The organism is Shewanella sp. SG44-6 (assembly GCF_014164185.1).
Taxonomy (GTDB): Bacteria; Pseudomonadota; Gammaproteobacteria; order Enterobacterales; family Shewanellaceae; genus Shewanella; species Shewanella vesiculosa.
The window spans coordinates 1-15603 of sequence record NZ_JACJER010000005.1; the positions used below are offsets into that span (position 1 = coordinate 1).

Sequence of the window (15603 nt, forward strand, 5' to 3'; positions counted from 1 at the left end):
TAACTTCAGATTTTTTGCCATCATATAGCGAAATCCAATTAAATCGCTCAGTTCTACCCCTTAAGCAACCAATACAGTAACCTTTTACATCTGATTGACAAACACCTATGCAGGGACTCGGTATGGAAAAAAAATTTAATTGCGCCACGTAATACCCTTAGATTTTAATATAAATAATTTACAACCTAACACTGTTAACTTAAGTATATTCATGATTAAACTATTTGATATTACGAGGTGCTCTGGATAAATAAAAGCGTTTCCCAAGTTTAATCAAATTGTAGTGCAAAGAAATAATACTTACACCTGAATTGAAGGAGGGGGAAGTCTGACGAATCCCAAATAACCAATAACAAAAAAGCCCCGATGCTGTTAAGTATCGGGGCTTTCATATTCTTTTACAAGAAGTTTGGCTTTAAGCTTTTAGGCTTGAAACAACAAATGATCTAGCGCAGGATAAATCGGGTTAGAACAAGGCGCTTTACCACGACGTTTAGCTTTCTTAAACGAGTGGTGAAGCAACGCAGTTATCACCGATTTAGACAAGCTAGATTACATCATGCCGCCCATTCCGCCCATACCACCCATTCCGCCCATATCTGGCGCAGAATCTTGTGGTACTTCAGCAATCATCGCTTCTGTTGTGATCATAAGACCAGCAATAGACGCGGCGAACTGTAGCGCGCTACGAGTCACTTTAGTTGGGTCTAGGATACCCATTTCTAACATGTCACCGTAGGTGTCGTTACCCGCGTTGTAACCGAAGTTACCTTCACCGTTTTTAACAGTGTTAGCAACAACTGATGCTTCTTGACCAGCGTTAGTTGCGATTTGACGTAAAGGCGCTTCCATAGCACGTAGTGCAATCACTACACCGTGTTTTTGGTCTTCGTTCAATACTTCAACATCTTTAATCTTGCTTGCTACGCGAACAAGGGCAACACCACCACCGGCGACCACACCTTCTTCAACCGCTGCGCGAGTTGCATGTAATGCATCTTCTACGCGCGCTTTTTTCTCTTTCATTTCAACTTCGGTTGCTGCGCCAACTTTGATGACTGCAACACCGCCAGCTAACTTAGCCATACGCTCTTGAAGCTTTTCTTTGTCGTAGTCTGAAGTTGACTCTTCAACTTGTTGTTTGATTTGCGAAACACGTGCAGAAATTTGCACTTGGTCGCCACTGCCGTCGATGATAGTGGTGTTATCTTTAGTGATGATGACGCGCTTAGCTGTACCTAAATCTTCTAGAGTCGCTTTTTCAAGTTCTAGACCGATTTCTTCAGCGATAACAGTACCGCCAGTTAAGATTGCAACGTCTTGTAGCATTGCTTTACGGCGGTCGCCAAAACCAGGTGCTTTAACAGCAGCAACTTTAACGATGCCACGCATGTTGTTCACAACGAGTGTGGCTAATGCTTCGCCTTCAACGTCTTCTGCAACGATAAGCAATGGCTTACCTGTTTTAGCTAGACCTTCAAGGATTGGTAGCAATTCACGGATATTAGAGACTTTTTTGTCTACTAATAAAATGAATGGGCTGTCTAATTCAATGCTGCCAGTTTCTGGCTTGTTGATGAAGTATGGTGATAGGTAACCACGGTCAAACTGCATACCTTCAACAACGTCTAATTCGTTTTCAAGCGCTTGGCCTTCTTCAACTGTGATAACGCCTTCTTTACCGACTTTTTCCATTGCGGTGGCAATGATGTCGCCGATTGACTCATCAGAGTTAGCAGAAATTGTACCTACTTGAGCAATGGCTTTAGTGTCTGAACACTCTTGAGAAAGTAGTTTAAGTTCAGCAACGGCTGCGATAACCGCTTTGTCGATACCGCGCTTAAGGTCCATTGGGTTCATACCCGCTGCAACTGCTTTTAGGCCTTCAACAACAATAGCTTGTGCTAATACTGTTGCAGTAGTGGTACCGTCACCGGCAGCATCATTGGCTTTAGAAGCAACTTCTTTGACCATTTGTGCGCCCATGTTTTCGAACTTGTCTGTTAGTTCGATTTCTTTAGCCACTGACACACCATCTTTAGTGATCATTGGCGAACCAAAGCTTTTATCTAAAACAACGTTACGACCTTTAGGGCCTAAGGTTACTTTAACTGCGTTGGCTAGGATGTTAACGCCTGCAAGCATTTTTACGCGTGCGTCGTTACCAAATAAGACTTCTTTTGCTGCCATTTTTTGATGTTCCTTTAAATTTAATGATTAAGTGGAAAGTCGATTGATGCGTGAGGCTTAGCCTACTACTGCCATCAGGTCAGCTTCTGACAGGATTAAGACTTCTTCACCGTCAATTTTTTCTTTCTTAACGCCGTAACCTTCATTGAAGATCACTACGTCGCCCACTTTAACGTCAAGTGGAGTAACTGTGCCATTTTCTGAAATACGACCGTTGCCTACAGCAAGGATTTCACCGCGAGTTGATTTTTCTGCTGCGCTGCCTGTAAGCACGATGCCACCTGCAGATTTAGATTCAACTTCTAAACGTTTAACGATAACGCGGTCATGTAATGGACGAATATTCATCTATGAACTCTCCTAATGATTTGATGCCCAAAAAACGAGGCTATTGACTAACAAATAAGGGTTTTCCCCTTGATGCATGTGATATGGGGGTGGTTAGTCGCAGATCCAAGGGGAATTTTAAAAAAAACTCTACTTTTTTTAAGTCTGTTTTATTAAAGTAACGCTAATCCTGATAGAATTCGGCTCCGTTAAAATATCAAAGCTGAGAATTGATGAAAGACAGACACGGGTTGCTCACAGCGCCAATTGGTCGTGTGCTGCTTAACATGACCTTACCGAACCTGATTGGGATTATGACCATTCTTGGTGGCAGTCTGGTAGACATCTTTTTTATCAGTCAGTTAGGCACAGAATCGCTCGCGGCAGTCAGCTTTACTTTCCCGATAACCTTAGTCATTTCCAGTATTGGTATTGGCATTGGCGCCGGCGTGTCGACCAATTTAGGTCGCTTGATTGGTTCTGGGCATGCGCCCGAATCCAGAGTGTTTTTATATGACGCCTTGTGTATGACCTTTGTGATTATTTGGGGCTTATCGATTCTCGGTTGCATCTTTATAGAACCCGTTTTCAGTTTACTGGGTGCTAATAGCGCCAGTTTGCCGCTCATTAATGACTACATGTGGTACTGGTATTTAGGCGCTCCAGCGCTGGTGTTATTAATGGTGGGTAATCAAGCATTACGCGCCACGGGTGACACTCATTCTCCAGCTAAAATTATGATGTTAGCCGCGATTGTTAATTTGATCCTCGACCCGCTACTTATCTTCGGTATTGGGCCTTTTCCACGACTTGAAATCCAAGGTGCGGCGATTGCGACAACACTGTCTTGGGTGGTGGCCATGTCGCTGTCGGGCTACCTGATCATTGTCAAACGTAAACTGGTGCAGTTTGCAGACTTTGATGTTGGCCGGTTAATTTTACACTGGAAAGTCTTATCGCATATTGCCCGCCCGGCAGCATTAATGAATGTGATTAATCCGATTGCCAACGGCATTATTATGGCGATGTTAGCCCGAATTGATCATGCTGGTGTGGCCGCATTTGGTGCCGGTATTCGCCTAGAGTCGGTATTGTTGATTGTGGTGATGGCGCTGTCGTCGAGTTTAATGCCGTTTATTGCGCAAAACTTAGGTGCTGGTCAACATGATCGCGCGAAAAAAGCCTTATTGATGTCATTGCGGTTTGCATTTGTGTTTCAAACGTTATTGTTTATTCCGCTGTATTTTTATGCTGAGTCTATTGCCGGGCTATTCACTCATGACCCACTGGTTATCGAATGGCTGAGTTTTTATATTATGATATTGCCTGTCTCTTATGGGCCGCTTGCCATTGTGATTATGGTTGCCACTAGCTTAAATGCTTATCATAGACCCTTGAGTTCACTGGTAATTAACTTATGCCGCTTAATGTTATTGATGCTACCGCTGGCGGCGCTAGGCTCTTATATTGGTGGCGTGAAAGGGATTTTATTGGCACTCCCCATCGCCAATACGTTAATGGGTATAGCTTGTTATTATCTGGCGACTAAAATTAGCGAACCCGAAAAGATTAAGCATGCTGTGCCTTGCCCAGATAACGCTAATCACACCGCATCTGACGAACAAGTCAATGCAACCAAGCCAAGCACTCGCCTCAGTGAATATTAAACTGTGTTAATAATGGCCGCCGAACTTGCTTTTTAATCGCGCTAAGGTGATTAATAAGCTTATATTTGAACGCAATAAATCTGGTTTATGATGAAAAAGTCCATTTATGCTGCCATGCTCTCAGGCATTATTTGCCCTGGCAGTGGCCAACTCTGGTTAGGGAAAAAGCTACTCGGCTGGGGGTTTATCAGTATCAGTTTGCTGTGCGTGTTGGTGATAATGAACCAGATAATTAGCCGCGCCCAAGTGATTGCCGAGCAAATTTTGGCCGGTGAGATTGGCAATGATTTAAGCTCCATTTATGCTGCTGTCTCTGGGGCGGCACTCGACACTGCAGGTGCCAGCATGTCGGCCTTAACTTGGGTGTTTTTGGCCAACTGGGGCTTAAGCATTATTAGTGCATTTTGGTTAGGCGCGCAGCAAGACAAGCAGCTTCAGCTACAAAAATAAAAACCGCAATAAACACAAAAACAGCCGAGTAATGCATCTGCATCAATCGGCTGCTTATTCTTATCTGTCATCAAAACGCGGTATTCCGTCAACCGCAGATAACGTTGATCAAAGATTAAATTCGTTTAGTGCGATTAAGACGGTTTGTGGTCGTCTTTTGGCTTAATCGGCTCAACATCAATAATATCGTCATACTTATTTTGATCCGTTTTGGCATGCTTATCTTGAGGCGGGTTTTCACTCACATCAACATCATGTTGCTCATGCTCAATTTGATGGCTACGTGGGCGATCATTTTTATGCTCAAAATCACCGTCGAAGGTATTACCCTGCTGATCAAATGGCTTTTGCCCAGCAAAAGGACCCGATTGTCCGAAAGGACTTTGGCCACCAAAACCAGGTTTAAAACCACCATTGGCGACCACACGCAATTGCATACGCTTATATAAAAACGCGGCAATGGGAGAGCGGGTTAATGGGGTTAATAGAATTAAACCAATAAAGTCGGTCACAAAACCAGGAATAAGCAATAACACCCCGGCGGCGGCAAGCATCATGCCTTCAACAATTTCTTGTCCGGGTGCTTCACCACGAGCTAATTTTTGTTGCACGCTCATTAACGTGCTTAACCCTTGGCTACGTACCAATGACACACCAACAACGGCAGTAAAAAGTACCAAGGCGACGGTAGTCCATGAGCCAATTGAACTGGCAACTTCAATGAGTACATTGAGCTCTATAACGGGTACTAAAACAAATATTAACAATAAAATAAAAAACATATTGGCCTCTAATGATCGCTTTTTGATAGAGTGGCGACCGATAAAATAACTGTTGCCGATGAAACTTAAATGGGGGTGAACGGGTCTATTTTCAAGACGCGTCACGAATATCATCTCAGTTTAATGAAAATGATGCTAAAACATCGTACTGTAATGCATTGCAGTATAACGCCTTTAACTTAAGTAAACTTTAAGACAACTTATGTATAAACCTGAACAGCTACTTATTTTAACCTCTTGCCCAAATGCTGAGGTCGCTGCAGGTATTGCGACAAAATTAGTCGAAGCGAAATTGGCAGCATGCGTACAAATAGGCCAAGCCGTTGAGTCAATTTATCGCTGGGACAATAAAATTTGTCAGTCAAATGAAGTACCAATACAAATAAAATGTATGGCATCAGATTATCATTCAATTGAACAACTCGTGATCAAAATGCATCCTTATGAAGTACCAGAATTCATTGCCACTCCGATTATCGGTGGTTTTGGCCCTTATTTACAATGGATAAAAGACAACTCACCATCATGAAAAAAATCGTCGCACTATGCCTAACATCTCTGTTACTGATGTCATCAATCCTCCTCGCGCCAGTAGCACACAGCGCGAATGCCTTGGGGAATAAATTCAGCTTTTTAAGCAGTGAACCTGAATTAATGAAGGTCAACGATGCTTTTGTGTTTGACTACCAACAACAAGGTAATCAGCTCAAAATCAACTTTGTGATTGCTGAGGGTTATTATCTATACCGCGACAAGTTGCAGTTTTCTGTCGATGGTGCAGTTATTGGTGATATTGAATTACCTCATGGTAAAAACCACCATGACGAATATTTTGGCGACCAAGAGGTGTTTTACTCGTTCGTTGAAATTCCGATTGCGTTTAAAGAAGCCCAAGAAGGTGCGGTGTTTCATGTCACCTTTATGGGTTGTGCTGAAGGTACTTTGTGTTACCCACCGACCAAGCGTGATGTGACCTTATCAGCCATTGAAGCGAATGATGGCAAGATAGTCAGCAAAAAAGTGATTGGCGCCCCTGATGACACGCAATCAGCAAAAGTAACCAATGCAACTGATGCTCCTGCAACCCCTATCACTGAGCAAGACACGTTAAACCAAATGCTGCAAAACGATAGCCTGTTGTGGACCTTAGTGATTTTCTTTGGTTTAGGTATCGGCTTAGCATTAACACCATGCGTGTTCCCTATGTACCCTATTTTATCGGGCATTATTGTTGGCCAAGGCCAAAAATTGTCAACGGCCAAAGCCTTCACCCTCTCTATGGCCTATGTACAAGGCATGGCGATTACTTACTCCTTACTCGGACTAGTTGTTGCCTCTGCTGGACTTAAGTTTCAAGCAGCCTTGCAACACCCTGCAATTTTGATTTTCTTAGCAGTGATGTTTGTATTGCTGAGTTTGTCGATGTTTGGCATGTACGATTTAAAACTGCCATCTAAATGGCAGGAAAAAATGAACTCAATGTCGAACAACCAAAAAGGTGGCAACCTGATTGGCGTGTTCATGATGGGCGTGATTTCAGGCTTAGTCGCCTCACCTTGCACCACAGCGCCATTATCTGGCGTGCTTATTTACGTGGCGCAGTCTGGCGACTTGCTACAAGGCTTTTTAGCCCTATATGTACTGAGTATGGGCATGGGCTTACCGTTATTAGTTATTGGCACTTCCGGTGGTAAAATTTTACCTCGCGCAGGGGCTTGGATGGACATTATTAAAACCATCTTTGGCTTCTTGCTGATTTCAGTGTCTATTGTGATGATTGGCCGTATTTGGCCAGGTTTAGTATCCGATTTACTCTGGTCTGTATGGGCAATCAGCTTAATTGCTTACTTAATGCATCAAAATAGATTGTCAGAGTTTAACTGGAAACAAAGCACCCGTGGAGTACTGCTATTGTTGGCGTTAATGGCAAGCTTCTCTTATGGTTTCCAAGCAATGATGGCTGGCTTTGGCCATACCTCTGTGCAGATGAACCAAGCGGGTGTTGAAGGTAAAACCAAAACCGAAGCGAATCACTTTATCCGCATTAAATCGCTAGACGATTTAGAAGTAGAATTAGATAAGGCCAGTATTAGCGGCAAAACGGTAATGTTAGATTTATATGCCGACTGGTGTGTGGCTTGTAAAGAGTTTGAAGCCATTACCTTTAAAAATGCTGATGTAGAAGCACGGATGAAAGAAATGGTGTTATTACAAGCGGACGTGACTGCCAGTGATGATATTGATATTGAGTTGTTAGAGCATTATGGCGTATTGGGTTTACCGACATTATTAATGTTCAATACCGACGGCAAACAACGTGAAGATTTACGGGTAACCGGATTTATGGGACCAAAAGACTTTGCAGCCCATTTAGATATCCTTTTAGCAAAATAAATCGCCTGAGTAATATCGCGCATTAACGCAATGCGCGATATCTACACGGCAAATATAATGCATTCACTTTATTGACTAAATAAGTTACCTAACAGGCTATGTTGCTCATCATACTTAGCTGTAAGTAGGGTATTAAGTGCAGTTATAAAGATAATCTGTTAGTAAAATCTTTGCCTAGAACACAATATAAAACAGTATCTTTAATCACTAAAGATGCTGTTTTTTGCTTTTGTGGTATTAAAGTCACCGTAAGTTAACCTTTTTCTTATACAATATAATTTTTATATTCCTCATCTAAGGAGTTTTATGGAACCCGCTATCCTTATTATCACTCTGCTTTGCGGTATGTTGGTTAGCCGTGTTGGTTTACCGCCACTCATAGGTTATCTTGCTGCTGGTTTTGTATTATTTACCTTAGGAATTAAAGACACTAGCTTGCCTATTTTGCAACAGCTTGCCGACCTAGGCGTTACCTTACTGCTGTTTTCCATTGGCCTTAAACTTGATCTAAAGAGTCTTTTTAAAGCCGAAGTATGGGCTGGTTCAAGTTTGCATTTAATCGGTTCAATTCTGTTTTTTGTGCCTGTACTTAAGGTATTAGGCTTTTTAGGCATTGAGCAACTAGATGGGTTTAGCTTTAATCAACTGATGCTAGTTGCGTTTGCTCTGAGTTTTTCAAGTACTGTATTTGCGGTAAAAGTACTTGAAGACAGCGGTGATATGCAGTCTCTATATGGTCGAGTAGCGATTGGTATCTTAATTATGCAAGATATCTTCGCGGTAATATTTTTAACCATTTCCAAAGGTAACATTCCATCTGTTTGGGCCTTTGCCTTGTTGTTACTCCCATTAGCAAAGCCACTGATATACAAAGTGTTTGACCGAGTAGGCCACGGTGAAATGTTAGTGTTATTTGGCCTAGTAATGGCCTTAGTTGTGGGCGCATGGCTATTTGAAGCCGTAGGTTTAAAGCCAGATTTAGGCGCTCTAATTGTGGGGATTTTACTCGCAGGACATGCTAAATCATCTGAATTAGCTAAATCGATTTATTTCTTTAAAGAGCTATTCTTAGTCGCATTTTTCTTAACCATTGGTTTAAACGGTTTGCCGACACTGGCAGATATCGGCTTAGCCGCTATTTTAGTGGTGTTAATCCCGGTTAAGATTGTTATGTTTATCTACTTGCTAACCCGCTTTAAATTACGTTCGCGCACCTCGTTATTAGCCTCATTTAACTTAGGTAACTACAGTGAGTTTGGTTTAATTGTAGCTGCTGTTGCGGCGCAAAAAGGTTGGTTACCACCGCAATGGCTGATTATTATTGCGGTCGCCTTAAGCATTAGTTTCTTATTTGCAGCACCGCTGAATAACAGCGTCGCGAAGATTTATTTACGTTATCAAACCAGACTAATGAAACTAGAACGCCATCCTTTGCACCCTGAAGATCGCCAGATTCCAATTGGTAATCCACGCTTCTTAATTTTAGGTATGGGCCGAATTGGTTCAGGTGCTTATGATGAATTACGTTCAAAATACATAGGCGAAATATTAGGTATTGAGCATAAACAAGAGCTGGTCGACTTTCATCGCAATCAAGGTCGTAATGTCGTTCAAGGGGATGCTGGCGATACCGATTTTTGGGAAAAGCTCGAACGAGCTCCTAATTTAGAGTTGGTTTTACTGGCAATGCCAAATCACGTCGGTAACTTGTTTGCCGTTCAACAACTAAAAAGATTAAATTACGAAGGTAAAATCAGTGCCATTGTACAATACACAGAAGACGCCGATTCGTTAAAAGACTCAGGTGTGAATACTGTGTACAACTTGTATGAAGCAGCAGGTAGAGGTTTTGTTGACCATGTGATTAAAGAGCTACTTGATTCGCCATCAGTCATCGCATCTGAATCCGCCGGCGAAATAACCAATGAGAATCACGCTATAGCGGCAGATGAGCAGCCCGTTAAGTCAACATCATAAAATCTGTCCCTAAGTTGCGATCCATTTAAAACGCCTAGAAATATCTCTAGGCGTTTTTGTTTTCCACAACGTATTTTCAATTTTGCGTCGGATAAACAAATCACAGTTACAGATCGAGTAAAGTCATGCTATAACTCCACTAATAAGACTTTTTCTTGTCACCCTTTGTTGGATTTTTTGAAGTATGTCAAACCCTGCTCAACGCGCGACTAAATTATTCGTGCAAACTTTTGGCACTAAGCCCGATGATTTATACCAAGCGCCCGGGCGAGTTAACATTATGGGCGAACATACCGACTATAACGAAGGCCTCGCATTACCTGCCGCCATTAATTTTCATACTGTTATTGCTGTAAAGCATCGCGATGATGATTTATTTCGCGCGGTCAGTACCGCTTTTCCGGGGCACATTAAACAATGGTACTTTGGCGAAGAAGGAACCGTAGCTGCTGGCGATGATTGGAGCCATTATTTAAAGGGCGTTACAGCCGCAATGAACCAATCAGGTTTACAGGCAAAAGGCTTAGACTTAGCGATTGTCGGTGATGTGCCGCTTGGGGCAGGTTTATCATCTTCAGCAGCACTGGAAATCGCGTTTGGTACTGCTATCAGTAATGCCAGCCAATTACATTTATCACCTATTGCTATTGCCCAATTAGCACAGCGCGGTGAAAGCCAATTTATGCAATTAAATTGCGGCATGATGGACCAAATTATCAGTGCGATGGCAGAGCCCGATCATGCCTTATTGATTGATTGCTTAGAACTAGAAAGCGAAGCTGTGCTATTGCCTGAAGAATTAAGCTTGATTGTGATTGATATAAAACAAGATCGTCATGTTTTTACACAGCAGTTTGAACAGCGCAAACAAGAATGCAGTCAGATCACTGCGATACTTGGCCTCGATTCTCTTCGCGATTTATCACTCGCCCAACTGAATCTAAATAAAGAGGTATTGAGTGATGAGCAGTTTCGCCGTGCTCGCCATGTGATCACTGAAAACCAACGCACCAGTAATGCAGCCCGAGCATTACAACAGAATAATATTGCTCGTTTTAGTGAGTTAATGGCGCAGTCTCAAGTTTCAATGCGTGATGATTTTGAGATTATTACCCCAGAAATCGATTGCTTGGTGACTATGGTTGCATCGCTGATCGGCGAACAAGGCGGTGTGCGGATGAGCGATGGCTGTGTATTAGCTCTGGTTAATCATGATCTCACCGATGAGGTGATTAATGTGGTTGAAAAGCAATATTTTAAGCAAACAGGTATCGAAGCAACAATATACTTGTGTTCAGCAAGCGGCGGTGCAGGACGCATCAGTTAATATTTTACAAAAGTGGGAAGCATAAATGGTACGTTTTAGTGTATTGGAACCTTGGCAAGATCCCCGTGGTGGAGAGATTGAACGGGTAAGAATCGATAATGGCATCATCGCACTCGAAGTATTAAGTTTAGGCGGCATTATTCGATCATTATGGACTCCCGATCGCAATGGTGAACGTAAAAATATTGTCTTAGGTTGCGACAGCGCCGAAGATTATTTAGCCCAACAAGCACATTTAGGTGCGATTGCAGGACGTTATAGCAATCGTATTGCCAATGGTAAAACTCAATATAATGGCCAACAATACTCACTGAGTATTAATCAAGCGACTAACTGTTTACATGGTGGCGCGGAGGGGTTTAATCGCAAATTATGGCAGCTTGGGCCATTAAGTGATGGCATGCGCTTAACCTTAAAAAGCCCTGACGGCGACATGGGGTTTCCAGGTAATTGCACCGTACAGCTCGATTACCGCTTAGCGGGTAACAATGTGTACATTGAAATGCTGGCCAGCACAGATAAAGCCTGCCCCATTAGTTTAACCCAGCATAGCTACTTTAATTTAGACGGTAATCGTAGCGATACCAATGCTCAACATACTCTACAAGTGGATGCTAAACATTACCTCACAATGAATGATGTTGGCATACCAACGTCAATGCAAGCTACCGCAGGCAGCGATTTAGACATGGCTGTACCTACACCAATGTCGGTGCAGACCGAGCGCGCAGCATTGGCCGCCACTAAAGGTTTTGATCATTGTTATGTGTTAGATAACCCAGGGGCAGACTTGCAACGTTTTGGTTGCTTAGCCAGCCCAAATAGCGGCCGCAGTATGACGGTTTATACTAACCAACCCGGCATACAAGTTTACGGGGCTAATTTTTTGCAAGGCACTATTGGTAAAAAACAACGTCCACTTTGCGATCACCAAGCCGTGTGTATTGAACCGCAGATGCTACCTGATTCACCTAATCAACCAGACTTAGCTGGTGATGTGTGGGTAAAACCGGGACACGTTTATCATCACATCACTCGATATCAGTTTGATGCAGAATAATCCGCCTGTTAAATCTGATTTTAATGCTGAAGACATTGGCCAAATTGCCATAGGGGCTTTTGCCCTGTCGGTGCCGATTGCATTTTCTGAAGAAGCTTGGCATTTATCAGCCAGCTTACCAAGCTTAAATTTGGTCTTGATAGTGGTACTGTCGCTAGCGTTTATTGCCTTATTTGCCTACCAGAGTGTATTTCAGGCCAATATTATTAAGCGCAGACAAGCATTTCTATTACGAGTCGTTGCTGCCTATATATTGACGTTATTAGTCGTGGGAATAGTGCTTTTAGCATTAGATAAATTGCCGTTATGGGACGATCCCATTTTAGCATTTAAGCGGATGATATTAATTGCGATGCCCGCATCGATGGGCGCAATTATTGTTGATAGTTTTGACAAAGAATAAACGTCATAAGCAATAAAAAATTATTGCTTATGACGTTGTCAATCTATGACCAATATAAACCAGTAATGCGGCTAATCACACAATACATTAAGTCTAAAACTTAATGTATTGCACAGAATTAATCGTCTATGCTATCACCTATTTCATCAAAGCTGTCATCATCATCATCTGAGTCATCAAATTCTGGAATGTCATCATCTGAATCAATAACTTCATCTGGTTCTGGCACTGGTTTAGCCTTACGAGGAGGCGCTGTGTCTGGTACTTTTGACAAGTCGATACGTGATTGATGCTTTAACATAAACTCAGCACGTGCCGCTTTCCAAGCATCATTAAACTCAGCGATTGCCGCTTTTGTTTGCTCATCATCTAAGTCATGTAAATTCACTTTAACGATGTCTTCTACATACTCAACAATCGTATTACGAATTGTATTGTAAAAGTAGATGCGCCCTGGAGACGCTTGTGGCAGTTGGTTATCATGAACAACAATAGTATTACCTTTTGATGTTCTTAATTCACCAAACCAAACCTGTTTTTTTGCTGTGTTATACATATATGCTAACGCCCTTAAATCAACACATATCCTAAAAATGATGCAGCTTGATGGCTAATAAAACAGCCAATCTACAACACGATTATTTGTTCTGTATTTACGTGGGTATTTAAACAGAATATTTCTGAGAATCAATGCCTAAAACGATGATTTTTTCAAGTAATCGCATAAAAATGTCCGTCGTAGTCGATTTTTAACACTTTACTGTCTTTTTTCTCACAAAATAATCGTCCACAAAGGCAATTAGCCACTTTTAGGCTAACCACTTTGTCTTGACGACTTTAGCTTAAAAAAATCAAGCTTCAAGTTTTTTAGCAAAATATATGCTGATAAATATTCCGAATGGATCGGCACACACATAACGCCGCGGCTTAGGCTTGTAGATTTAATACAATCTTGCCTTTATGTTGCCCAGATTCCATACGCTGATGTGCCTCGACGACTTGAGCAAAAGCAAATACGCTATCTACAGGAATACTCATTTCACCACTGTTTAATAATGGCCATACATATTGCGCTAAGCCTTGAGCAATTTGCGCTTTATTTTGCACGCTTTGTGGTCGTAATGTTGAACCTGTCCACACTACCCGTTTTGCCATAATGCGAAAAATATCTACATTTGCCTGAGGACCCCGTTGCATCGCGACGGACACCATACGCCCATCAGTGGCTATGGCTTTGAGATTTTCATTAATAAAGTCGCCACCAGCAATGTCCATAATCACATTGACCCCTAGGCCATCCGTTGCCGCTAAGATAGGTTCGACAAAGTGCTCTTCATTATAATTAATGGCCACACTGGCCCCTTGATCCAAACAATATTGGCATTTTTCAGCGCTACCAGAAGTCGCAAATACCTTAGCACCTAAGCGACTGGCCATTTGGATTGCGGTCGTGCCGATACCGCCAGATCCACCATGGATCAGTACGGTTTCACCTGCTTTAAGCCCGCCACGAATAAATAAGTTACCCCACACAGTAAAAAAGGTTTCTGGCAGAGCTGCCGCTTGTACGTAACTGTAACCGGTAGGAATAGGTAAACAATGGGCGGCATAAGTGTTAACCAGCTCGGCATAACCACCACCAGGCACTAACGCACACACTTTGTCGCCGACCTGCCACTGAGTTACATCATCTGCCACGGCAACAATTTCACCGGCCACTTCTAAACCTAGGATTGGGCTAGCATCTGCTGGCGGTGGATAAGCCCCCACACGCTGTTTAATGTCTGGGCCATTCACTCCAGCAGCATGTACCTTAATCGTCACTTGACCCGCGGATGGCATCGCAAGAGTTGATTGTGCCATGGTCATCACGCTTGGTTCGCCAGGTTGCTCAACCATCACATGAGTAAATTGTCTATCTAATGTCGCCATAAAAATGTTCTCTCGGTTAATTGCAGTTAAAAAGTAACCAATGTTAACTATCTGTTATTGGCACACTGTAGCTGTTCACAATATGAACATATTTGTTAGTAAATACTTAAATAGTATCTTTTTTAATCAAAAAAAGATTGCCTCTTCACTTTAAACAATTACTATACGCGCCCGTTCATCCCATGGAGCACAATACTTGCTAAAGTACCTGTTCATTTTACTGTCTGTTTTCAGTATTCACGCCCATGCCGCGCCAATTCGTATTGCCTCAGATATTTGGTGCCCATATGCCTGTGATACTAACACTGGTTATGTTGTGGAATTGACTCGTCGCGCTTTTGAAATTCAAAATCAACCTGTTGAATTTATGATAGCCCCTTTTAAACGAGTCATGCTTGAACTTCAAAGGAACAATGTCGATGCTGTCATTGGATTGTCTAAAAAAGCGATAGGCAACTATCAATTACTGAGTAATGACGTGATTGTGGGCTATAAAAGTAACGACTTTTATACTCTAGTTGACAGCACTGAGTCATTTGAGCAAATATCCGACCTCAATAATACCCAACAGGTTGCCGTTGTCACTGGCTACCAATATGGCAAAGAACTGGATACATGGCTTAACTCCCACCCGAGCACCTATTTTGCCTCGGGTAATGACCCTATCGCGATGAACATTATTCGCCTTATAAAAGGCCGCCACTCGGTGATTATCGACAACAAAAATGTCATTGAGTACACCGCAAGTCAACTAAACTTAAATCAACAACTTCGTTATGCAGGCACTATAGGTAAACCGGTTCCTTTATATATTGGTTTTAACCCGCAAAATAAAGCCTATGTGAGCGCTTTTGACCGCGGCATACAGATGCTAAAAGCCAATGGCGAATATAAGCAAATTATGGATAAATACAAAATATTACCGGAAGTCACCTCAGCCGACGCCCGCTATAAAAACCTGCAAAAGTTTTTACCTATCCTTGATTAAACTCGCTGTTTTTATGCCAGAGGGAATTGGCATCAGCAAGGTGCAAAACTTAGTAACACTCTTCTCACTGCATAACCTTGTCATTTTCGTTACACTGCGCCAACAA

15 protein-coding genes are annotated in these 15603 nt (G+C 42.3%); 9 read left to right on the top strand and 6 right to left on the bottom strand.

Translation table 11 applies throughout. The features are described from left to right. From H5185_RS01630 to H5185_RS01640, 3 genes are all read right to left on the bottom strand, one after another. Positions 1 to 148, bottom strand: a 148-nt coding sequence (locus H5185_RS01630) for a DUF1289 domain-containing protein (RefSeq protein ID WP_182741163.1), incomplete at its 3' end; no start/stop codon positions are given. A 404-nt stretch (positions 149 to 552) separates the two neighbouring features. Next, positions 553 to 2190: a chaperonin GroEL gene (gene groL / locus H5185_RS01635; protein WP_124015244.1), complete on the bottom strand. Its 1638-nt coding sequence runs from the start codon at positions 2188 to 2190 to the stop codon at positions 553 to 555. Positions 2191 to 2247: 57 nt separating this feature from the next. After that, positions 2248 to 2538 (bottom strand): co-chaperone GroES, encoded by a 291-nt coding sequence (locus tag H5185_RS01640; protein WP_124015245.1) that lies wholly within the window; start codon positions 2536 to 2538, stop codon positions 2248 to 2250. Positions 2539 to 2750: 212 nt separating this feature from the next. Between H5185_RS01640 and H5185_RS01645 the strand changes: the two genes are divergently transcribed. Then, a complete protein-coding gene (locus H5185_RS01645) occupies positions 2751 to 4184 on the top strand; it encodes an MATE family efflux transporter (protein WP_182741164.1) in 1434 nt (477 codons plus the stop codon). A gap of 90 nt (positions 4185 to 4274) precedes the next feature. Further along, positions 4275 to 4634 carry a hypothetical protein gene (locus tag H5185_RS01650; protein WP_182741165.1) on the top strand — a complete coding sequence of 120 codons (360 nt, stop codon included), beginning with the start codon at positions 4275 to 4277 and terminating at the stop codon, positions 4632 to 4634. 134 nt (positions 4635 to 4768) lie between these two features. Here the strand turns inward: H5185_RS01650 and H5185_RS01655 are convergent, their stop codons facing one another. Then, the gene (locus tag H5185_RS01655; protein WP_182741166.1) at positions 4769 to 5416 is read right to left on the bottom strand and encodes an FxsA family protein; all 648 of its coding nucleotides are present in this window, start codon (positions 5414 to 5416) and stop codon (positions 4769 to 4771) included. 202 nt (positions 5417 to 5618) lie between these two features. On the opposite strand from H5185_RS01655, the gene cutA reads away from it, so the two are divergent. From cutA to H5185_RS01685, 6 genes are all read left to right on the top strand, one after another. Then, a complete protein-coding gene (gene cutA, locus H5185_RS01660) occupies positions 5619 to 5945 on the top strand; it encodes a divalent-cation tolerance protein CutA (protein ID WP_124015249.1) in 327 nt (108 codons plus the stop codon). Next, on the top strand, positions 5942 to 7810 hold the full coding sequence (locus tag H5185_RS01665) for a protein-disulfide reductase DsbD (protein WP_182741195.1): 1869 nt from the start codon (positions 5942 to 5944) through the stop codon (positions 7808 to 7810). The genes cutA and H5185_RS01665 overlap by 4 nt, the downstream gene beginning before the upstream one ends. 306 nt (positions 7811 to 8116) lie before the next feature. Continuing rightward, positions 8117 to 9787: a cation:proton antiporter family protein gene (locus H5185_RS01670; protein ID WP_182723628.1), complete on the top strand. Its 1671-nt coding sequence runs from the start codon at positions 8117 to 8119 to the stop codon at positions 9785 to 9787. A 184-nt stretch (positions 9788 to 9971) separates the two neighbouring features. After that, positions 9972 to 11114, top strand: coding sequence for a galactokinase (gene galK, locus H5185_RS01675; RefSeq protein WP_182741167.1), 1143 nt, complete (start codon positions 9972 to 9974; stop codon positions 11112 to 11114). A 25-nt stretch (positions 11115 to 11139) separates the two neighbouring features. Further along, positions 11140 to 12174, top strand: a complete 1035-nt coding sequence (locus H5185_RS01680; protein ID WP_182741168.1) for an aldose epimerase family protein — start codon at positions 11140 to 11142, stop codon at positions 12172 to 12174. Then, complete coding sequence (locus H5185_RS01685) at positions 12164 to 12577, top strand: DUF2391 family protein (RefSeq protein ID WP_182723630.1); 414 nt, start codon at positions 12164 to 12166, stop codon at positions 12575 to 12577. The genes H5185_RS01680 and H5185_RS01685 overlap by 11 nt, the downstream gene beginning before the upstream one ends. A 118-nt stretch (positions 12578 to 12695) precedes the next feature. On the opposite strand, the gene H5185_RS01690 is transcribed toward H5185_RS01685, so the two are convergent. Next, positions 12696 to 13133, bottom strand: coding sequence for a hypothetical protein (locus tag H5185_RS01690; RefSeq protein ID WP_124015255.1), 438 nt, complete (start codon positions 13131 to 13133; stop codon positions 12696 to 12698). A gap of 371 nt (positions 13134 to 13504) precedes the next feature. After that, a complete protein-coding gene (locus H5185_RS01695; protein WP_182741169.1) occupies positions 13505 to 14509 on the bottom strand; it encodes an NAD(P)H-quinone oxidoreductase in 1005 nt (334 codons plus the stop codon). Between the two features lie 196 nt (positions 14510 to 14705). Between H5185_RS01695 and H5185_RS01700 the strand changes: the two genes are divergently transcribed. Further along, complete coding sequence (locus H5185_RS01700; RefSeq protein ID WP_182696852.1) at positions 14706 to 15497, top strand: ABC transporter substrate-binding protein; 792 nt, start codon at positions 14706 to 14708, stop codon at positions 15495 to 15497. Positions 15498 to 15603 lie beyond the last annotated feature (106 nt).